At 70.1% G+C, this 19,209-nt stretch carries 17 protein-coding genes, 1 tRNA gene and 1 pseudogene; 16 read left to right on the top strand and 3 right to left on the bottom strand.

Annotated elements, in window-relative coordinates; genetic code table 11:
* Positions 1-127: 127 nt before the first annotated feature.
* The 7 genes and pseudogenes from tmk (at position 128) to AC0682_RS15440 (ending at position 9,010) form a co-directional block, all read left to right on the top strand.
* Complete coding sequence (gene tmk, locus AC0682_RS15470) at positions 128-3,514, top strand: dTMP kinase (protein ID WP_478533282.1); 3,387 nt, start codon at positions 128-130, stop codon at positions 3,512-3,514.
* A gap of 107 nt (positions 3,515-3,621) precedes the next feature.
* Positions 3,622-4,836: a DNA polymerase III subunit delta' gene (locus tag AC0682_RS15465; protein WP_478533281.1), complete on the top strand. Its 1,215-nt coding sequence runs from the start codon at positions 3,622-3,624 to the stop codon at positions 4,834-4,836.
* 81 nt (positions 4,837-4,917) lie between these two features.
* Positions 4,918-6,450 carry an alpha/beta hydrolase gene (locus AC0682_RS15460; RefSeq protein WP_478533279.1) on the top strand — a complete coding sequence of 511 codons (1,533 nt, stop codon included), beginning with the start codon at positions 4,918-4,920 and terminating at the stop codon, positions 6,448-6,450.
* 118 nt (positions 6,451-6,568) lie between these two features.
* Positions 6,569-6,642, top strand: a tRNA-Thr gene (locus AC0682_RS15455).
* Between the two features lie 501 nt (positions 6,643-7,143).
* On the top strand, positions 7,144-7,821 hold the full coding sequence (locus AC0682_RS15450; RefSeq protein WP_382791142.1) for a hypothetical protein: 678 nt from the start codon (positions 7,144-7,146) through the stop codon (positions 7,819-7,821).
* Positions 7,811-8,047 (top strand): annotated as a pseudogene (locus AC0682_RS15445) (helix-turn-helix domain-containing protein); the annotation flags it as partial. The gene AC0682_RS15450 and the pseudogene AC0682_RS15445, both read left to right, overlap by 11 nt.
* A 108-nt stretch (positions 8,048-8,155) precedes the next feature.
* Positions 8,156-9,010, top strand: a complete 855-nt coding sequence (locus AC0682_RS15440; RefSeq protein ID WP_397772117.1) for an ImmA/IrrE family metallo-endopeptidase — start codon at positions 8,156-8,158, stop codon at positions 9,008-9,010.
* Positions 9,011-9,078: 68 nt separating this feature from the next.
* Here AC0682_RS15440 and AC0682_RS15435 read toward each other — a convergent pair whose 3' ends face one another.
* Together AC0682_RS15435 and AC0682_RS15430 are read right to left on the bottom strand one after the other, a co-directional pair.
* Positions 9,079-10,695: a tyrosine-type recombinase/integrase gene (locus AC0682_RS15435; protein WP_478533277.1), complete on the bottom strand. Its 1,617-nt coding sequence runs from the start codon at positions 10,693-10,695 to the stop codon at positions 9,079-9,081.
* The gene (locus AC0682_RS15430) at positions 10,692-11,351 is read right to left on the bottom strand and encodes a helix-turn-helix domain-containing protein (protein WP_478533275.1); all 660 of its coding nucleotides are present in this window, start codon (positions 11,349-11,351) and stop codon (positions 10,692-10,694) included. Before AC0682_RS15430 ends, AC0682_RS15435 begins: the two co-directional genes overlap by 4 nt.
* Positions 11,352-11,442: 91 nt before the next feature.
* Here AC0682_RS15430 and AC0682_RS15425 point away from each other — a divergent pair, with 91 nt between their 5' ends.
* Positions 11,443-11,730 carry a hypothetical protein gene (locus AC0682_RS15425; protein WP_478533273.1) on the top strand — a complete coding sequence of 96 codons (288 nt, stop codon included), beginning with the start codon at positions 11,443-11,445 and terminating at the stop codon, positions 11,728-11,730.
* A gap of 152 nt (positions 11,731-11,882) precedes the next feature.
* Positions 11,883-12,209 carry a divalent-cation tolerance protein CutA gene (gene cutA / locus AC0682_RS15420; RefSeq protein ID WP_478533271.1) on the top strand — a complete coding sequence of 109 codons (327 nt, stop codon included), beginning with the start codon at positions 11,883-11,885 and terminating at the stop codon, positions 12,207-12,209.
* Between the two features lie 51 nt (positions 12,210-12,260).
* Here the strand turns inward: cutA and AC0682_RS15415 are convergent, their stop codons facing one another.
* Positions 12,261-13,508: a helix-turn-helix domain-containing protein gene (locus AC0682_RS15415; RefSeq protein ID WP_478533270.1), complete on the bottom strand. Its 1,248-nt coding sequence runs from the start codon at positions 13,506-13,508 to the stop codon at positions 12,261-12,263.
* A 131-nt stretch (positions 13,509-13,639) separates the two neighbouring features.
* On the opposite strand from AC0682_RS15415, the gene AC0682_RS15410 reads away from it, so the two are divergent.
* The 7 genes from AC0682_RS15410 (at position 13,640) to AC0682_RS15380 (ending at position 19,201) form a co-directional block, all read left to right on the top strand.
* Entirely contained in the window at positions 13,640-14,158 is a 519-nt protein-coding gene (locus AC0682_RS15410; RefSeq protein WP_478533269.1) for an ATP-binding protein, read from the top strand.
* 134 nt (positions 14,159-14,292) lie between these two features.
* Complete coding sequence (locus AC0682_RS15405) at positions 14,293-14,724, top strand: hypothetical protein (protein ID WP_224354190.1); 432 nt, start codon at positions 14,293-14,295, stop codon at positions 14,722-14,724.
* 130 nt (positions 14,725-14,854) lie between these two features.
* Positions 14,855-15,109 carry a hypothetical protein gene (locus tag AC0682_RS15400; RefSeq protein WP_478533267.1) on the top strand — a complete coding sequence of 85 codons (255 nt, stop codon included), beginning with the start codon at positions 14,855-14,857 and terminating at the stop codon, positions 15,107-15,109.
* A gap of 94 nt (positions 15,110-15,203) precedes the next feature.
* Positions 15,204-15,686, top strand: coding sequence for a DUF6082 family protein (locus AC0682_RS15395; protein WP_478533266.1), 483 nt, complete (start codon positions 15,204-15,206; stop codon positions 15,684-15,686).
* A gap of 31 nt (positions 15,687-15,717) precedes the next feature.
* On the top strand, positions 15,718-16,410 hold the full coding sequence (locus AC0682_RS15390) for an HAD family hydrolase (RefSeq protein ID WP_236073047.1): 693 nt from the start codon (positions 15,718-15,720) through the stop codon (positions 16,408-16,410).
* Positions 16,407-18,254 carry a glycosyltransferase family protein gene (locus AC0682_RS15385; protein WP_478533264.1) on the top strand — a complete coding sequence of 616 codons (1,848 nt, stop codon included), beginning with the start codon at positions 16,407-16,409 and terminating at the stop codon, positions 18,252-18,254. The genes AC0682_RS15390 and AC0682_RS15385 overlap by 4 nt, the downstream gene beginning before the upstream one ends.
* Positions 18,251-19,201 (top strand): thymidylate synthase, encoded by a 951-nt coding sequence (locus AC0682_RS15380; RefSeq protein WP_096624679.1) that lies wholly within the window; start codon positions 18,251-18,253, stop codon positions 19,199-19,201. The genes AC0682_RS15385 and AC0682_RS15380 overlap by 4 nt, the downstream gene beginning before the upstream one ends.
* Positions 19,202-19,209: the final 8 nt, after the last annotated feature.

Raw genomic sequence — 19,209 nt, 5'->3', positions numbered from 1 at the left:
CACCTTCCTACAGAGGTGCCGGGCAGCGTCACGTCAAGAGGCTGTGGGCGAGTCGGCCGGAAGTGATCTGTGGCCATATGTTCGGACGGGCCGACAGTCACCGCGCCGCTGCCGATAGGCTGGGCGGATGACGCGAGCCGAGCAGCCAACGGTCGTGAGCCCCACCTCCGACACACTTGCCGCAGACTCACGCGAGCGCGCCGTACGAGCCCTGTTGCGTGTTCCCCCGCTGAAGCGGTTGTGGAGCGCCCAGCTCGTCGGCGGTATCGGCGATGCACTCGCCCTTCTCGTGCTGGTGCTGTTGTCGCTGCAAGCAGCGGTCCTGGAGGGCTCCTTCGGGACCGGATACCGCGGGGCGGCCTTCGCCGTCGCCGCCGTGTTCGGTGCCCGGATCCTTTCCACCGTGCTCTTCGGAGCCGTACTCCTGGGGCCTTTGACGTCACTCACCGCGCCCGGCGGGAGACTGGACCGGCGATGGCTGATGATCGGGACGGACGGGCTGCGGCTGGCCCTCCTGGTCATCGCCCCGCTGTGGATCGACTGGATGCCGGACAAGGCGCTCATGATGATCCTCATCACCGTCTTCGTGACGGGTGCCGCCGAGCGCCTGTGGTCGGTGGCCAAGGAGAGCGCCGCCCCGGCGCTGCTGCCGGGCCCGCCGCTCGAAGGCGATGCCGTCCGCCCGCTCCCCGACCACCTCGACGCCCTGCGCAGGCTGTCGCTCCGTACGAACTTCCTCGCCGTCCCCGCCGCCGCGGTGGTCCTGCTGGCCGCCACGCTGATCGGCAACCTCCTCGGCACGGGCCTGGAGTGGTTCTCCTTCCACCAGGCGGCGCTGGGATCCTATGTGGCGGCCGGTCTGTTCTCGGCCTCCATCTCGACCCTGTACTTCCTCGAACTGCCCGACACCGCCACCCCCCGGCCGCGCTCGCCCCTGGAAGGGCTGCGCCGCCCCACCCACGACGGCCGCCCTGACAAGGGCCGCACGGGCGCGCTCCTGCTGACCGTCGCCGTCTGCGCCGCCGTCGCCGGGGCCATCGCCGCGGCCGCCGCCGTATCCGTCCTGCACGCCTACGACCTGGGCGGCGGGCCCGTCACGTACGCGCTGCTGATCCTCGCGCTGACCGGCGGTACCGCCCTCGGCATCCGTACGGCGCGGAAGGTGCTGCCCACCCTGTCGCGGCGGCGCCTCCTCGCGCTGGCCACCGCCGCCACGGGCGTCGCGCTCCTCGCGCTCGGCCTGGTGCCGGACACGGCGACCGGAATCGCGATCGCGCTGCTGGCCGGTTATGCGGCCGGGGTCACCGCCAACATCGGCCACGCGATCATCGACCAGGAGACCGAGGCGCCCCGGCAGGCCCGGTCCACCGAGCACCTTCAGGCCGTCGTCCGCGTGCTCGTCGCGCTCGGCGCCGTCGCGGGTCCGCTGCTCGCCGCCGCGATCGGGCAGCACCGGCTGGCCTCCGCCTCCGGGGACTTCGTCTTCGCCCACGGCGGCGCGGCCTTCACCCTGATGCTGGTCGGCGCGCTGCTGCTGCCACTGGCCGCGATCGTGGTCGCCAAGACCGACGACCGGGCGGGCGTACCGCTCCGCCGCGACCTGCGCGAGGCGCTGCGCGGCGGCGACCCGGCCGTCGCGCCCGCGGCCACCGGCTTCTTCCTCGCCCTGGAGGGCGGCGACGGAGCGGGCAAGTCCACCCAGGTCGAGGCGCTCGCCGACTGGATCCGGTCCAAGGGCCACGAGGTCGTCGTCACCCGCGAGCCCGGGGCCACCCCGGTCGGCAAGCGGCTGCGGTCGATCCTGCTGGACGTCTCCTCCGCCGGTCTCTCCAACCGAGCCGAGGCCCTGCTGTACGCGGCCGACCGCGCCGAGCACGTCGACTCCGTGGTCCGCCCGGCCCTGGAGCGGGGCGCGGTCGTCATCTCCGACCGCTACATCGACTCCTCCGTCGCCTACCAGGGCGCGGGCCGGGACCTGGCCCCGACCGAGATCGCCCGGATCTCCCGGTGGGCGACGAGCGGCCTCGTACCGCATCTGACGGTGCTGCTGGACGTCGACCCGCAGACCGCGCGGGAGCGGTTCACGGAGGCGCCGGACCGGCTGGAGTCGGAGCCCGCGGAGTTCCACGAGCGCGTACGGTCCGGGTTCCTGACCCTGGCCGCCGCCGACCCGACGCGCTACCTGGTGGTGGACGCCGGGCAGGAGCCCGAGGCGATCACCACGGTCGTACGGCGCCGGCTCGACCAGCTCCTTCCGCTCTCCGAGGCCGAGATCCAGGCCATCGAGGAGGCCCGGCGCAAGGCCGAGGAGGAAGCGCGGCGCAAGGCGGAGGAGGAGGCCGCCCGCAAGGCCGAGGAGGAGCGCCTGGAGAAGGAGCGCCAGGAGCAGCTCGCCCGGCTGCGCGCCGAGGAGGAGGAGCGCAAGCAGCGCGAGCTGGAGGAGGCGCGCCGGCGCGAGGCCGAGCGCCAGGCGGAGGAGGCCCGGCAGCGCGCCGAGGAGGCCCGCCGCCGTGCCGAGGAGGACCGCCGCCGACTGGAGGCCGAGGAGCGGGCCCGCGAGGCCGAGCAGGAACGCCTCCGCAAGCAGGCGGAGGAGGAGGCCCGGCAGCGCAAGGAGGCCGAGGCGCTCCGCCTGGAGAAGCAGCGGAAGGCGGAAGAGGCGCTGGTCCGGGCCGAGGAGGCCCGCCGGAGGGCCGAGGCGGAGGCCGCAGCGCGTACGGAGGCGGCTCGGGTGGCGGCGGAGCGCGCTTCCCGTGACTCCCGGTCCGAGGCGTCCTCGCGGTCGGAGGGGCACGGGCCGACCGTTCCGGAGAACGAGCTCACGGTGCCCACACCGATCGTGAACCCGAACGAGATCACGCAGCCGGTGCCGACGGCACGTCCGGGGGCGTCGCGTCCGGAGGGGGCCGGTTCGGAGGAGTCCGGTGCGGGGGCGTCCCGCCCGGACGACGACGTGACGGCGATGCTGCCGCGGGTCACGGAGGAGGGGCGCCAGGGCGGTGACGCCGGGGGCGGCCGTGCTGCGCGGGACCCGCGTGCTGCGCGGGACTCCCGTGACGCCGGTGGTGCCCGCAGCGCCTGGGGCGCACGTGAAGCCGGAGCCTCCGACTCCACCGATCCCCGGGACTCGCGGAACTCGGGAGGTTCACGGGACCCGCGTGCCGCCGGTGCCGCTCCTGACGCCGACGAGACGGCCGTGCTGCCGCCCGTACGCGGCGATCAGCCCTCCCGTCCCGCCGACCGGGTGCCCAAGGGCTACTTCCGGGACGAGGCGCCGGAGCCCTCCCCGGCGGAGAGCGAGAACGAGCGCACCCGGGAGCTGCCGCAGATCGAGGACCCGCAGGCGGCCGCCCCGGCGGACGGCGGTTCCCGCAGCCGCCCCAGGCGCCCCCGTCCGGACTGGGCCGAGGAGACCCCGCTCGACGACCTGCCGACGCTGGCGGACGAGCTGCTCGGCGGGCACGACGACGACGGCCCCACCGGCGGCGGCCGGGGGCGCCGCCCGCGCGGCTGACGTACAGGCGCACCGACGTCCGGCATCCGGCCCGTCCGCCCCGAGGGGGTGGGCGGGCCGGACTGTCAGTGGCGTCCCCCACAATGGAATCCGAAAGGCGGTGACCGATGACCGTATGGGACGACCTGGTCGGGCAGGACCGGGTGAGGGAGCAGCTCTCCGCCGCCGCCAGGGACGCCGACGCGCTGGTCACGGCGGTCTCCGACGGCAGGCCGGAGGACCCCGGGGCGCAGGGCTCGAAGATGACCCACGCCTGGCTGTTCACCGGACCGCCGGGTTCCGGGCGGGCCACCGCTGCCCGGGCCTTCGCCGCCGCGCTCCAGTGCACCAGCCCGGACCGGGCGCTGGGCGGGGAGCCGGGCTGCGGCTTCTGCGACGGCTGCCACACGAGCCTGATCGGTACGCACGCCGACGTCCAGGTCATCCGCACGGACCTGCTCTCCATCGGCGTGAAGGAGACCCGCGACCTGGTCCGCCGCGCCCAGCTCTCCCCGGCGGTCGGCCGGTGGCAGGTCATCGTGATGGAGGACGCCGACCGGCTCACCGAGGGCGCGGGGAACGTGCTGCTGAAGGCGGTCGAGGAGCCTGCGCCGCGCACGGTCTGGCTGCTGTGCGCGCCCTCGCTGGAGGACGTGCTGCCCACGATCCGTTCCCGCTGCCGCCACCTCACCCTGAGCACCCCGCCGGTGGAGGCCGTGGCGGACGTCCTGATCCGCCGCGACGGCGTCGACCCGGAGCGCGCCCACGCCGCGGCGCGGGCCACCCAGGGGCACATCGGCCGGGCGCGCCGGCTGGCCACGGACGAGCGGGCGCGGGCACGCCGGGCGGCGGTGCTCAAGGTTCCGCTGCGGGTCGCCGATGTCGGCGGCTGCCTCAAGGCGGCCCAGGAGCTGATCGACACGGCCACCGAGGACGCCAAGCAGCAGGCGGAGGAGGTCGACGCCAAGGAGACCGAGGACCTCAAGGCGGCGCTCGGCGCGGCCGCGGGGGGCCGGATGCCGCGCGGCACGGCGGGGGCGATGAAGGAGCTGGAGGACAAGCAGAAGCGCCGCAAGACGCGTACGCAGCGCGACAGCCTGGACCTGGCGCTGACCGAGCTGACCGGGTTCTACCGGGATGTGCTGGCGCTCCAGCTCGGTTCGCGGATCGCCATCGCCAATGCGGACGTGCAGGACACGCTGGACCGGATCGCGGAGTCGTCGACGCCCGCGCAGACGCTGCGCAGGATCGAGGCGGTGATCGCGTGCCGCCGGGCGATGGACCGCAATGTGGCGCCGCTGCTGGCGGTGGAGGCGATGACGATGTCGCTGAGAGCGGGCTGACGGACCTGGGGGGCCCGGCTCCGGTTCACCCGAATGAGCAGGGAATCGGACGACTCGTCACCTGCCGGATACGCTCCCAGAATGAACACCAGGCGCCTGCTCCGCACCTTCGCCATCGGGATCGGCACGGCCGGTCTGCTCGCCTCCGGCTGCAGCGGCGGAGGCTCGTCGCCGAGCGCCTCCGCCACCGGCACGGCCGCCCCCGCCGGGCTGGACTCGTACTACGCGCAGCGGCTCAGCTGGCGCGACTGCGGGGTGGAGGGGTTCGAGTGCGCGACGATGAAGGCGCCGAAGGACTACGACAAGCCGTCCGACGGCGACATCGACCTCGCCGTCTCCCGCAAGAAGGCCACCGGCCCCGGCAAGCGGATCGGCTCGCTCCTGGTGAACCCGGGCGGCCCCGGCGGCTCCGCGATCGGCTATCTCCAGGGGTACGCGGCGCTCGGCTACCCGGCCCCGGTGCGCGCCCGCTACGACATGGTGGCCATCGACCCGCGCGGCGTGGCCCGCAGCGAGCCCGTCGAGTGCCTGACGGGCAAGGAGATGGACGCCTACACCCAGGTCGACCAGACCCCGGACGACGAGGCGGAGGTCCGGAAGCTCACCGACGCCTTCGAGAAGTTCGCGCAGGGCTGCGAGAAGCGGACCGGCGAGATCCTCCCGTACGTCTCCACCGTCGACACGGCCCGCGACATGGACGTGCTGCGCTCCCTGCTGGGCGACGGGAAGCTGAACTACGTCGGCGCCTCGTACGGCACGTTCCTGGGCGCCACGTACGCGGACCTCTTCCCGGACCGGGCCGGCCGCCTGGTCCTGGACGGCGCGATGGACCCGTCCCTCCCGGCGGTCGATCTGAACCGCGACCAGACGGCGGGGTTCGAGGGGGCGTTCCAGTCCTTCGCCGCCGACTGCGTCAAGCAGCCGGACTGCCCTCTGGGCACGACGTCCACGGCGGACGCGGCGACGGCGCTGAAGCAGCTCTTCAAGGACCTGGACGCCGAGCCGATCCCGACGGGCGACGAGGACCGCAAGCTCGGCGAGTCCCTGGCCACCACCGGAGTGATCGCGGCGATGTACGACGAGGCGGCCTGGCCCCAGCTCCGCGAGGCGCTGGAGGGCGCCCAGCGAAGCGACGGCTCCGGACTCCTCTCGCTGGCCGACAGCTACTACGAGCGCGGCCCGGACGGAGAGTACGCGAACCTGATGTTCGCCAACGCCGCCGTGAACTGCCTCGACCTCCCGCCCGCCTTCGACGGCCCCGACGCGGTGGAGAAGGCGGTCCCGGACTTCGAGAAGGCCTCCCCGGTCTTCGGCCGGGGCTTCGCCTGGGCCTCCCTGAACTGCGCGTACTGGCCCACCAAGCCCACCGGCACCCCCCGCCGCACCGAGGCGAAGGGCGCCGCCCCGATCGTCGTGGTCGGCACCACCCGCGACCCGGCCACCCCCTACAAGTGGTCCCAGGCCCTCGCCGCCCAGCTCGACTCCGGCACCCTGCTCACCTACGACGGCGACGGCCACACCGCGTACGGCCGGGGCAGCGACTGCATCGACACGGCGATCAACACCTACCTCCTGGAGGGCACCCCGCCCACCGACGGCAAGAAGTGCACCTGACCTCCCCACACCGGCCCTGACCAGCACAGACGCCTCCGGGGGCGCGGTGTGCGGAGCACCCCCGGAAACTGTGTAGACTTGGCCCCGCTGCTGATCGCACCATAGTGCGACAGGGCGTGCCGCCTTAGCTCAGTTGGCCAGAGCAACGCACTCGTAATGCGTAGGTCTCGGGTTCGAATCCCGAAGGCGGCTCAGTAAAGGCCCAGGACAGATAGCCTCTGACCTGGGCCTTTGTTCTTTCCGTGATCCATTTCTGTGGGTACTGCTGCCCTCCCGGGGCCTCATGATTGCCCCCGGTGGACAACCGGTGGACAGGCGTGCAGCGGGCGTGCAAAGCGGTGGACGGGGGGCGAGTCGGTGGCCTCTCCGAGGAGTAGGCACTGAGGGGTGAAACCGCAGTTCTAGAGGTCGCGATCGATGTGGAGGAAGTTGGCCGATTCCCACAGTTCCCGGCGCAGCGCCCCGGTGCGTGGGGGGACCGTCACCTCAACCCGAGCTGTCGGTCTCAGCTGTGGCGTGGATCCCGAGCGCGTCGAGATTGACGCAGAAACTAAAGTGATGCAGCATGATCCCGTCGAGCGGTAAAGTCCGCTGGGGCGTTGAACTGTCCTACTAGGGGTGGGTTCCTTGACGTTGCACGGCTCTCGGTTTGATCAGTTGGTCGGGGTCTCGGCCCCACGAGTTCGCAAGCACGTGATCTGGTCCTTGAAGACAGGGACGCAAGAAGCGGTCGACGCCTACGAGTTCAGCAAGTACAGCGACGGCCACACCTTCGGGACGAATCGTTGGCGGTTCACCGTTGGTGCGCTCAAGGACCAAGACCAGCTAGAGGCCCTTCCCGAGGCCAAGCCGCTGCGGGTGCGAAGCACCTTCATGCTCGGCGTCGGAAACGCCATCCTCTACCCCGTTTGCTACGCCAGTGACTCGACGACGGATGTGCGGGGGATGAAGATCCGGACCTCGCAGATCCGCAGCGAGATGTTCGCCGCCTACGGTCAGCTCGCACCGCAGGTGCAGACCGCGCTTCGCATCAGCGACGGTATCGACGGTCAGGAGTGGGCCTTCGAAGACCTGGAGGAGACACTCGAGGAACTGCCCGAGCAGCCCAAGATGTTGTTGCTCGCCTACGCGAGTAACCGGGAAGGTGGCCTGCTCAACTGCTTCGTCGGGGAAGCCAAACTGGACTTGTCGGGCTCGGTGTCCTGGGAGTGGCTCGAACCTCTGGCCATCACAGACGCTGAAGGCGGTACCGGCGGGATCTCCGTCGTGTCGCCCATCGACCCCTCTACTCCCGGATTCGGTGCCGGCGCGGAGCCCCCCATCAACCTGGAAGACGCGGACGACACCGCGAACGAAAGCAATGAGCACTAAGCGATCTTCACTCTCGGTGGCACCCGTTCTGCCACTCGACCTCTCTGCGTCGGTCGCAGCGGCATTCGATGGCGCTCGACTTACGCAGGCCAGGCGCCTGGCTGGTTGGACCAAGAAAGAGCTGGCGACAAAGATCAACGTAACGCCCGCCGCGGTCGGCCAATATGAAGCAGGAGCTATCCGGCCCCGGCCGGAGCAGGTCCGCCGACTGGCAGAAGCTCTCGGTATGCCAAGCGCCTTCTTCACCGCTGGCAGACCCCGAGCCGGCCTGGATACGGCAGCCGTGCACTTCCGCTCTCTGCGCTCGGCTCCTGCTCGCGAGCGTGAGCGGAGCGTGTCTTTTACCGAGCTGTTGTGGGAGCTGGTGTACGAGCTGGAGAGTTATATCCGGCTGCCGGCGGTTGATCTGCCGGGCTGGGATGGCGGAGAAACTATCCCTGACCTACCCAGCGATCCCCAACAGGCTGCCCGCGCTCTTCGTGCACGCTGGGGCCTGGGGGATGGCCCGATCTCGCACCTGGTTCGATTGCTCGAATCGCGCGGCATCGTCGTGACAGCTCTTCCGTTTCCCAACGCGGACAGCAGGAAGCTGGATGGCTTCTCCACGACTAGGTTGCCTACCCGTCCTGTCGTAGTGCTCAACGACGAGCGCGACGACGTGTATCGCCATCGGTTCAGTTGTGCGCATGAATTGGGTCACCTTTTGCTGCACGGTGAAGCGCACCCCGGAGATGTCCAGCACGAACGTCAGGCAGACGCCTTCGCGGCTGAGTTCCTCACACCAGCGGCACGACTGACGGGTTCGCTTCCGACGCGGGTCGACTTCACGGTCCTAGGGCGGCTACAGCAGACCTGGGGCGTGTCGTTGGATTCTCTCCTGGTCCGCTGCCGAGAGCTCGGCCTCCATACTGAAGCGGTAAGCAGTCGAGGATGGAAGCGCCTCAGAACCCTGCGGGGGCAGGGGCTGTTGCCGCATACGCCGGTGCAGGGCTTTCCGGGAGAGGTTCCCGTTCTCTTGCAGCGAGCCTTCGAGATGGCTGAACGCAAGGGCATCACTGTCCAGCGGCTCGCTGATGAGCTGCGCTGGCCTGCAGACCTGGTACTCAAACTGCTCGCACAAGATCCTCGCCCGGATCTGCACCTCGGTGCAGCTCCGTCTGAGGCCAGACAGCCTTCGGCCGGGGGATAGACGCCGGCATCGGGGCTCACGGGCCCCGATGCCGGTAGCAGATGTCCTCGACCATGCGTTCCTAGAGGTCAGGCGGAACGATTCTGCTGTGCCGCGTCGTCCTTACGCGGCGGCGCCATCCTCGGCAGGCGAGACGAGGGGTCTACCTGCGGCACGACGTCCGGAACAGCCGCCAGCGCCTTACGCGCATGAGGGACGAGCTGCACGACCTTCTCGGCGGCGTCACGCGCCAGGTCGTCGAGGACCGACTGGTAGATGTCCCGAGTGATCCGCGTGTCCGAATGGCCGAGGGTCTCCGAGACGACCTTGATGTCGACGCCCGCCGCGAGCATCAGCGTCGCAGCGACGTGCCGGAGGTCATGAAGGCGGATCGGCGGGAGGCCAGCCGCCTCCACGAGGCGCTCGAACAGATCGCTGACCTTGCCCGGGTGGAGGAGAGAGCCGTCCTCCTGGGTGAAGATCCGACCGGTGTTCTGCCAGCCCTCACCCCATGCCTCGCGCTCGGTCTGCTGGCGCGCCTTGTGCGTGAGGAGGCCCTCGTTGGTCTCGCCGTCCAGGGCGATCAGTCGGAGGCCGCTGTCGGTCTTGGGCGCACCCTCGTGGACCTCCCAGCCGTCTTGGACGAGCTGCGTGGCGATGGCCAGCGAGCAGTGCTTCGCGGAGTAGTCCTCCCAGCGGACACCGCACGCCTCTCCTCGCCGAGTACCGCGAAACGCAATGAGTCGCCAGAGCAAGTACAGCCGGTCTCCCGCGACGAAGTCGAGGAAGACGGCGGTCTGCTCCGGGGTCCAGACCATGACCGGCGACGGCCGCTTACCGGTCTCCTGCCAACGAGCGATGCGCTCTTCGGTCCAGACGAGGGCCTTCGGCTTGGTACCGGGCAGCAGCTCGACGTGAGCGGCCGGGTTGAAGGCGGGCATGACCTGCTGAGCGATGGCGACGTTGAGCGCGGCCCGGAGCGTGTCGCGGATGTGAGGCTGGGTGTTCAGCCCGGTGACTCGACGGAACGGCGGCATCGCGTCGAGCTGTGCGCGGAACCACTTCCGGCGCGCCCGGTTCTCGGCTCCCTTGTTCGGGGTGGCCTTCAGCTCGTCGGCGACCGCGCGTCGCTGGGCGTTCTGCTCCTGGATCTCGATGTTCCGCTCGTTGATGGCGTCGAACATCTTGTCGATGTGGTGGACTCGGAGCTTGTCGAGGCGAAGGTGCCCGAGGTGCGGCTTGAGGTGGACGCGGATGTCGCATTCGTAGCGCGACGCACCGCCACGGCGCAGACGTTTCCGCCCGGCCAGCCAGGTGTCGAGCCACTCCCCGACGGTGGTCTTCGAGTTGAGCGACTGACCCGTCTGGAACCGGCGACGGGTCTCGTCGTAGTCCGGCAGAGGGGTCTTCTCCTTGACGCAGTCCTCCAGCAGGTCGCTGATCTGCGTCCTGCCCCACGCGTCGTCTTCTTCGGGAATCGCCATGAGGGCGCGGACCTTGCCCAGTTCCTCCTGGGCTTTGGTGGAGGTCTCGAAGCCACCACGACGGAACCGCCGTCGTCGGCCGTCCTGGGCGGGGTCCAGCTCCTGGAACACCCCGAAGGTCCCGTGCCGTCGCGACTGGAGCTTCGGGCACGCCGCCCCGAGGTCCTTGCCGGTCTCCGGGTCAGTGCACCGGCACCGCCGCGTGATGGTGCCCTTCTTCATTCACGCTCCCCGGCCTCGGGGTGTATGTCGGGCTCGTCGACAAAGGCGAGTCGGTCAGGAAGGGCCGGAGGAGTGAGGCCGCGCTGACGCATCCGCTCTCGGTACGCGCGCAGCTCTTGGGCGTCCTCGAAGGCGTGCGCCTCGTATCCCTCGGCCCGCTCAAGAAGCGTGGTTCGGCGACTGCGGTCCAGAGTGGTGCTGGCTACTCGTCGCCGCTCCTGCGCCAAGTCGTACGAGGACATCGACGCGGCAACGAGGTCGCCATGGTGTCGGAAGCTGTCGAGCACGTCCCGGGGCGAGCCCTCGGGGGCCGCATCATCCAGAGGTGTCTCACCGGTGAACCACGCGACCGCGTCCCAGGTGGACAGCTCGCGGCCCGGCAGAACCTCGACCGCCGCCGAAGAACCGAGCGGGAACAGCAGGGTGACCGGCGGGACGCCCAGTACGTCGGCAAGCATGACGACGTCCGCCACGCTGACGCTCGTCTTGCGTCCGGACTCCAGGTTCTTGATCGAGTGCTCGGTGATTTCCGGCATGCCGCGGGCCGCGCACTCCTGCGCGACCTCGGCCATCGTGAGGCCGGCGGCCCGGCGCGACTCTCGTAGGCGCTGAGCGATCCGACCGGTGAACGCTGTCGACCATTGATAAGGTGTCATGATGACACCCTAAGAAGCGAAAAGGCGCTGCCGCAACTCCGTGATACATCTTGCGCGTCACTACGGCACGCGTAAACGTCAGGAGAGCGTCATGGCAGCACCTAAGATGGCAGGAGCGGGGCGGGGACTGACGAGCGACGAGCTGCTCGCTCTTCCGGCGGTGATCGATCTCGACACCTCGAACAAGGCGCTGATGATCGGACGGTCCACCGGGTATGGGCTCGCCAAGCAGGGTGAGTACCCGGTCAAGGTGCTGCGCCTCGGCAACGCCTACCGAGTGGTCACGGCCGACCTGCTGAAGTTGCTGGGCCTTGAGCGCCAGCAGCCCGGCGGCAGTCGAGAGCCCGAGGGCAGCGAGCGGCACGACCTCGCCGCGTAGGGGAGTTCCGCGCACCCCTCGGAGGCGAGCTGCGCGGTCCAGTGGGCCGAAGGCCGACGGGTACGTTCGGCCCGGATACGGGCGACCAGCGCTTGTCGACTGCGTCAGCCCTCTGGGTAGGGTCGCGGTACCCGAGCTGGAGAGGTAGCCGCATGGACCCCGAGATCGTGATCGCGCAGACGACGAGTGACGACGAGGAGCAGGCGAAGGCCCTCGCCAGAGGCGCTGTTGAGAGCAAACTGGCGGCGGGCGTCCACATCGATGCGCCCATCACCGCCTTCTACTGGTGGCAGGGGAAGGTCGAGGCGGCTCAGGAGTGGCGGATCTCCTACATGACGTCGTCGGATCGCCTCCCCGCGCTAGAGGCATGGCTGCACGAGAGGCACCCGTACGACGTCCCCCAGTGGGTCACGCTGCCTGTGACCGGAGGGTCGGAGGCGTACCTGTCCTGGGTCGTCGACGAGACGCGCCCGGGGTAGAGGTCTCCACTACAGCGCCTTGCTCTCGCTGAGCCTGTGCGCTTCGACGCTTCACAGCGTCGCGAACGTCAGCAGGTGGCTGGCCAGGTCATGCTCAGTGTCGGGGAGCCCGGCAGCGATGGCCTGAGCCCGCTGCCGGCCCATGGTGTTGGGCTTCGACTCCGCTGCTGCGGCGAACTGGTGCGCTACGTAGGCTCCGCGATCTATGTCGCCGCCGCGCAGAAGGGCGGACGCCAGGTCACCCAGGACGACCACGCCGGACTCGGGTAGTTCGCCGCCGAGGCGCTCGACTGCGGAGTCGGCCGTGGCGGTCAGCTCCTGACGCGCGAGTTCGCCATAGACCGAGAGGGTTAACGAGTCCATGCGGTATGGCGTCACGAAGCGGACCCACGCCTGCTCGCTCGTATGGTCGGCGAAGTCATAAGCGAACTTGGCCTGATCGAGAGCACGAAGGGCGCCAGCGTCATCGCCTGACTGGGCGGCTTCCTCCGCGTACCGGCCCAGCGCCCACGCTGCGGCGGTTGCGTTGCCACGTCCGCGTACGTCCTGAGCTGCCTGCGAAAGCATCTCCAGCGCCTTCGCCGGGCTGGCGGCACCGTAGCTCGCGTAGCCCAGAGCGAGAGCGCGCAGCGGAGGGTGTCCGGCCCTTTTTGCGCACTCCGAGGTCACTCCGTAATAGGAAGTGGCCTTGTCCTGCTGGCCGAGGTCCCAGGCGACCCACCCAGCAAGAGCGGCAGTCTCCCCGGCCGCGATGGTCAGGGCTCGCTCGTGGGCTCCGGCGCGGGGAAGGGCTGCGGTGATCGCGTCCAAGTGCGCCTCGACGCGGGACTGCAGGCTGAGCGCACTCTCGTTCAGCTCGTCCACGTGCAACGTGGCGGCATGATCAATAAGCACCGCCGCGGACTCAGGGTCGATCTTGGAACCCTTGCTGAGTGCGTAGGCCAGTCGGCCCCAGGGCTCGGCAGCCGCAGCCGCACCGACGACTGCGCCTCCCAGCAGCGTTCGGCGTTTCACGTCGTCCAGGTCCTCCGCCTCGGCCTTGTTCTTCTCTCGCCGCCTGGCGCGGGCGGCTTTCGCCTCGCGCAGTAGTGGCTCCAGCGGGACGCCATAGGCCAAAGCGATGTTCCCCAGGGTGTGGTCCGTCGGAACGTTCGCACCGTTCTCGTACCGGTTCACCTCCCGGCGGGTCACCGTTGCCCGGCCGGAGGCGGCGTTGATCGCACCGGCCTGCTCGTCCTGCGTCCGATTCGCGTTACGCCGCAGGTGACGGAGCAACTCGGCAAATGGATCCACCGCCATGAGTCTGACCCCTATCCGTGGGAGAAAGCCAATACTCCCCTCAACTCCCCCCTGGTTTCCCCCCCTTGACAAAGATTTCCCCCCTCCGGTTTCCCCTGTCCCGGATCGCGCAGCCACGGTGCGATGTGCTCATGACCACGCACCGGACAGCAACGCCGCCCCGACCTCGGGGCGACGACGGTGGCGCCCACGCCGTCGGCGCCTCAACCGCTCGGTGTCCGCTGGCCTCTCACGTCTTCGAGATGGCCATGGAGCCGGTAGATGTGCACGTCGCTCAAGCGCGACGAACGACGGCCACCGTGTTGAAGCACTGGTCGTTGCCGGAGACGCCGGCAGAGGACGCTCGGCTCGTCGTCTCGGAGTTGGTGTCCAACGCGATCATTCACGGTTCCGGGGACGTCCGACTGCGACTGCGACACGACGAGCACGAGCTTCGAATCCGAGTCACCGACGACAGCACGGCACCGGCGAGGCGGCGACGTGCGAGTGCCGCCGGCCTCGGCGGTCGAGGGCTGCACCTCGTCGCCTGCTTGTCGCTTCGGTGGGGCGTCGCGGACGGCGGCCGGACGACGTACGCGGTCATCCCCACTCTCACGGAGGCACCCCCATGTCGCCGCACAACGCAGTCAAGCACGGAGCCGACGTGTTGAGCCTCGTCGCCTTTGATCGGGGGCGAGAGAAGCACACGGGCGGTGGGGCGCCGACCGCTGGCCGTGACTACCCGAGCTGGCCTCGCACCTCTGCCCAGGTGAAGCGCCGGTCCCGAGCTGGCCAACTCCGAGGCTTGCGCCAGCACTTCTACCGCCAGACCGTCGGCGCGCAGGCCGATCAGCCGCTGCGCGTGCTGGCGTACAGCCTGGTACCGAGTCCGAGGGCCCGACCTGACGAGGACTGGGGGACGCTACAGGCTGAGGCCGACCAGCTCGGTTACGCGATCACCGCCCGGCTCCACGATGTGGCGGTCCCGGTGACCACGACGTACCTCCCGGCATCCAGTGCGAGCCAGGGCGTCTACACGCCGCCTTGGGATCGACCTGGTTGGCGGGAAGCCGAGCGACAGCTCCGAGAGGGCTTGGCCGACGGCGTGCTCGTCCTCGACCGGCACAACATCAGCTCCGATGACGACGAGTACCACGCCGTGATCAAACACCTGGGCGAGCACTGCCGGGCGTTTCTCCACCTCGTGATCTCCGAGGAGCCCGTCGCGCCGACTTGAAGGCGTCCGCTGCGCTGGATGGACAGGAAGGGCTGGGGCTGGCGGCAGATCAGCGCCCAGATCGCCCTGATCGTCGCCGTGAGCGTCGTGCTCGTCTTCACCTTCAAATACACCTGACCGAGGGCTGACCATGACTTTCGAGGGACACATCGATCGTGCGCCGCGCCTCCTGCCGCACCGCGAGCAGGGCGAAGCGCTCCTCGCCATCAGGGAGGCCGCTCCTTCGGCACCCAGCGAAGTGGGGATCGACCTCTTCGCCGTGCCCGCTGGTGAGGTTCAGGGGCGTGGCTTCGACCTCTCGCGCTTTCACCGGCTCGCACGCCTGCCGGCCGTGCCGGACGGATTGACCTCGGCGTCGGCTGAGGGCCCGCCGGACGCGGCCTGACTCTCCTCAAGCGAACACGACGGCGACCACCACTGCCCCGGATGCCGCCGCCGGTTGCCGCACCGCCCCATCCATCCCCGAGTAAAGGTCGCAGATGAACCGTCCCGTTCTCGCTCTGGCCACCACCATCGCCCTCGCGTCCGCGGTGCACATCGCCCAGCGTCGCCAGCAGCACCGCCAGTCCCTGGAGTTGGCAGTGCACCAGGCTCACGGCCGCATGCTCGAAGTCGCCACCACCCACCCGGACTTGGACCCGATCTGGGTGCGCAACCACCCCGACCATGTCAAGGACGACGAATCGGGTCCGCTCCTGATGTGCCAGTGGTGGCCTGAGTTCTGGCGCACCGGCCTCAATCTCAGGGTGTTCACCCCCGCCATCCTGCGGCAGAACGCGCGGAACTTCATGCAGGACCCGACGGCCCTCAAGGCGTGGGCTTTGACCCGCCACGGGCGTGCTCTGCAGTCCCGAGGGCGATGGGACCGCTTGCACGTGGCGCTGCTCGACGCGGCGTTCGAGGAGGCCGGCGGTCCTGCCCAGTACCCCGAGTTGGAACTTGCCCCGGCTTCGGCCCTCTGAGGCACGACGACACCCTGACGAGAGGATGATCATGACCGTTCCCGCTTGCGGATCGCCACCCGCCCCGGCCGCGCCGAGCGACCACGGGTCGCGCGCTCTTCTCCTCGACCTCGACGGGGTCCTCCTCGACACGCGTCCCGTGATGCGGAGGGCGTGGCAGAGGGTCCAGGAGGTCCATGGCGTCGCGCTCCCGTTCCGTGACTACGAGCGCCACCTGGGTCGCGAGTTCGGGGACATCATGGAGCGCCTGGGCGTGACCGATGCCGAGGCGGTCCGTAGGACGTACGAGGCGGAGTCCGTGGCCACCGCGCACCTCGCGGAGGAGTTCGCCGGCATCGTCGAGACGCTCCACGCCTTCGTGGCCGCCGACTGGCGGCTGGGCGTCGTGACGTCCAAGCACGTCGACCGGGCGGCCCCGCTCCTCGCGCGCCTCGGGTGTCCCTTCGCGACCATCCGCACGCCCGCCGGCGCGGGCCGAACGAAACCGGCCCCGGACCCGCTCCTCCTGGCACTGGTCGACCTGGGAGTCGACCCCGCCTCCGCCGTCTACGTGGGTGACATGGCGGTCGACCAGGAGTCGGCCGCACGCGCCGGCGTCCCTTATGTGCACGCTGGGTGGGGCTACGGGCAGCCGACGGCTCCCGCCCCGGAGACGGTCTGGTCCCCCAGGGAACTGCTGAGCCTCCTCCCCGCCAAGCAGCTCGTCGAGGGGAGCACGGTGTGAGCCCCCGCACCAGTGGTGGCCTCGGCCTGGTCCGCTCCTCCAACGTCGGGAAGCCGACGTGGACTCTCGTCGGAACCGGCGCCCTGGCGCACGCGCGAACCGACCACATCCACACGGCGGAGCTTGATGCGACGGCCGTCGACAAGCAGTTACTGCGCTCCGACGTCGAAGACGTCATGGAGGCCGTCGACCGCTACAGCGCCAAGTGGGCCGCCACCCCGGGCGGAGCCGACTGGCTCCACGTTCAGCACGTCCCCGTGCGACGCTTCGTCGCCGAGATCGTGCGCAAGCTCCTGGCCCTGAACTCCTGGGCACCGTTCGCCTCCGCCCCAGGGCCCCTGATCCTGGCCCCCTACGAAGGTCTCGTGGGACTGCGTTCGAGCAGCTCGCGGGAGTACCTGGCCTACACCGTGACATGGTCCGGCGTCGCGTACGTGCTCGGTGCTGCGGCACCGCACAACCCGACCCGCTCCGCCCAGCTCCGGAACCGCGCCCGGACGAGTACGGCGAACGCGGAGCCGAGGCCGCTCCCCTCGGATCTCGGACGGCAGGACGTTCTGGCGCTGTCGTGGACCTCCCGCCATGCCGCCACGCTGACCCCCGTTCTCGCCGAGCTGGCGCGAGGCGGGCAGAGGAGCCTCCTGCTCGATCTCGCCACTGATGCCGCCGAGCGATGCAGCGCGGGACCGGCAACGGGTTTCGAGCTGCGAGCGGCTCCGAGCGACCTCTTCACCGTCTCGGGCACCGCCGAGGGCCTCCACCGCCCCGACGACGAGCACGTCGTCCAAGTGGAAGGCCACGGAATCCAACTTGCCCGGCTCGTACGGCTCTTGTCCGTTCTCTTGGAGACCATCGGGGGCTGCACCCAACCGTCGTGGCGGACGGTGGTGCGGGCGGAGAGCTGGCTCGACGACATCCTGTCGACCACCCGGCCGCACACCGTCCTGCTGAGCAACGACACCAGCCCGCTGGGCGTGCTGGCCGCGCACGCCGCCGAGCGGCACGGAGCGAACTCGGTGCACGTCCAGCACGGGGCGTGGACGCCGGAATCGGTCGCCTGGCCGGCCCTGCACAGCCGCGACATCATCGTCATGGGCGAGCGGGACCTTGCCCTGGGCCGAGGGTGGGCGCGCCACCCCGAGGCCGAGGTGCACGTCCTCGGGCAGCCCCGCTTCGACGTCCTCACCAGCCTGAGCCGCCAGACACAGCGGCGGTACCTGGAGAACCTGCTCGCTTCGGGGGGCCGACGCGCGCCGACCCGGATCGCGGTGTGGGCCTGCCAGCCCTTCAACCCCGATCACCTCAAGTCCCACGTGGACCTCCTCCTGGACGGGCTTGCCGAGGCGGACGGCGACTGGGGGCTCGTCATCGCTCCACACCCGGCGCAGGGAGCCGACGCCTTCACCGCTCTGGTGAAGCGGGACGCCGGGCCGCCCATCGCGGTGGTCGATCCCCGAGTCGGAGCCCGAGGCTGCCTCGCCGGCGCGGACGTCCTGGTGAGCGCGTACTCGACGTGCGGGATCGAAGCCGCGCTGCTCGGCATCCCGGTCCTCGAAATCGGCCCGCCGGGCGAACGCACCCTGGGCCTGACCAGTCACGGACTGGCGACCCGGTGCGAGGCCGCCGATGAGGTCGCCGAAGCACTTTCCGGCTTGCGCGCGGGCCCTGCGCCGATCCCGCGGGCGGCCCTGGACGCGGTCTGCCGGTGGCGCGGCGACAGCGCCACTCGGATCGCCCGGCTCATCACCGACCGCGCCACCTCCGGCCCGAGGGCCGACGACTCCACCCACCACCACCCGGGCGCCGCTGCGTCGCCCAGGGACGAAGGAGCATCCGCCCGATGACATCCCTCACGGCCGACAGCATCGCCGAGCTGTTCTCCGGCGCCGTCACGCTGGCCAAGTCCGGCGAGAAGATCAGCCCCCGGGGCATGGCCACCCACGAAGTCCGCGATGTGCACCTGCTGCTCACCCAGCCGCGTGCTCGCCTGCTCTACGCCCCGCCCGCCCGCATCGTGAATCCGGCCTTCGCCGTGGCCGAGACGGTCTGGCACCTGTCTGGCTCCGACGCCCCGTGGATCTTCGACTACAACAACCGGCTGCGGCAGTTCGCCGACGAAGGCGTCCTCCTGGGGGCGTACGGCCCCAGGATGCGGAACTGGGGTGGCAAGGTCGACCAGCTCGCCCGCGTCGTCGAGATCCTCCAAGCCGACCCCGACTCCCGGCGAGCCCTGATCCAGCTCTACGACCCGGCCCAGGACGCCGCAGGGCACAAGGACGTGCCGTGCACCCTCGGGTTCCGGTTCCACCTGCGCGCCGGCCGCCTGCACATGGCGACCATGATGCGCGGCCAGGACGTATGGATCGGCATGCCGTACGACGTGTTCTTCTACACCGTGCTGCACGAGCTGGTCGCCGGATGGCTCGACGCCGAACTCGGCGAGTTTCACCTACACATCGGCTCGCTGCACATCTACGACGAGCACATCGAACAGGCCGACACGCTCACCTCGCTCCCGGCAAGCGGGATCATGCCCGACCTGCGAACACCCTGGAACGGCTTCGACGGCCTGCTCGACCAGGTCGAGGCCCGTGACGTGACCGGCCACCCCGGCTGGGACGCGATGGCCGAGACGCTGCGCAGCTACCGGTTGTGGAAGGACGGCAAGCGCGAGCAGGCGTGGCGGGCGGCCGACACGATCGACGGGCCCCTCGGCCAAGCCCTCACCGCCTGGTACGGAGAGCTGGAGCGGCGCTCGACCAATCGCGCCGCGACGGCAGGGGCAAGGTGACCGCCGCC

This window comes from Streptomyces sp. NPDC043746 (genome assembly GCF_056436485.1).
Note: the sequence above shows the minus strand (reverse complement) of the source record. Positions and strands in the feature narration are given on the sequence as shown.

What these genes read in the sequence shown, in the direction of transcription:
- AC0682_RS15425 (WP_478533273.1), top strand. Translation starts at nt 11,443, where the DNA reads ATGGCAGCACCTAAGATGGCAGGAGCGGGGCGGGGACTGACGAGCGAC.
- AC0682_RS15395 (WP_478533266.1), top strand. Translation starts at nt 15,204, where the DNA reads ATGAACCGTCCCGTTCTCGCTCTGGCCACCACCATCGCCCTCGCGTCC.
- tmk (WP_478533282.1), top strand. Translation starts at nt 128, where the DNA reads ATGACGCGAGCCGAGCAGCCAACGGTCGTGAGCCCCACCTCCGACACA.
- AC0682_RS15410 (WP_478533269.1), top strand. Translation starts at nt 13,640, where the DNA reads ATGACCACGCACCGGACAGCAACGCCGCCCCGACCTCGGGGCGACGAC.
- cutA (WP_478533271.1), top strand. Translation starts at nt 11,883, where the DNA reads ATGGACCCCGAGATCGTGATCGCGCAGACGACGAGTGACGACGAGGAG.
- AC0682_RS15415 (WP_478533270.1), bottom strand. Translation starts at nt 13,508, where the DNA reads ATGGCGGTGGATCCATTTGCCGAGTTGCTCCGTCACCTGCGGCGTAAC.
- AC0682_RS15430 (WP_478533275.1), bottom strand. Translation starts at nt 11,351, where the DNA reads ATGACACCTTATCAATGGTCGACAGCGTTCACCGGTCGGATCGCTCAG.
- AC0682_RS15435 (WP_478533277.1), bottom strand. Translation starts at nt 10,695, where the DNA reads ATGAAGAAGGGCACCATCACGCGGCGGTGCCGGTGCACTGACCCGGAG.
- AC0682_RS15380 (WP_096624679.1), top strand. Translation starts at nt 18,251, where the DNA reads ATGACATCCCTCACGGCCGACAGCATCGCCGAGCTGTTCTCCGGCGCC.
- AC0682_RS15390 (WP_236073047.1), top strand. Translation starts at nt 15,718, where the DNA reads ATGACCGTTCCCGCTTGCGGATCGCCACCCGCCCCGGCCGCGCCGAGC.
- AC0682_RS15460 (WP_478533279.1), top strand. Translation starts at nt 4,918, where the DNA reads ATGAACACCAGGCGCCTGCTCCGCACCTTCGCCATCGGGATCGGCACG.
- AC0682_RS15400 (WP_478533267.1), top strand. Translation starts at nt 14,855, where the DNA reads ATGACTTTCGAGGGACACATCGATCGTGCGCCGCGCCTCCTGCCGCAC.
- AC0682_RS15465 (WP_478533281.1), top strand. Translation starts at nt 3,622, where the DNA reads ATGACCGTATGGGACGACCTGGTCGGGCAGGACCGGGTGAGGGAGCAG.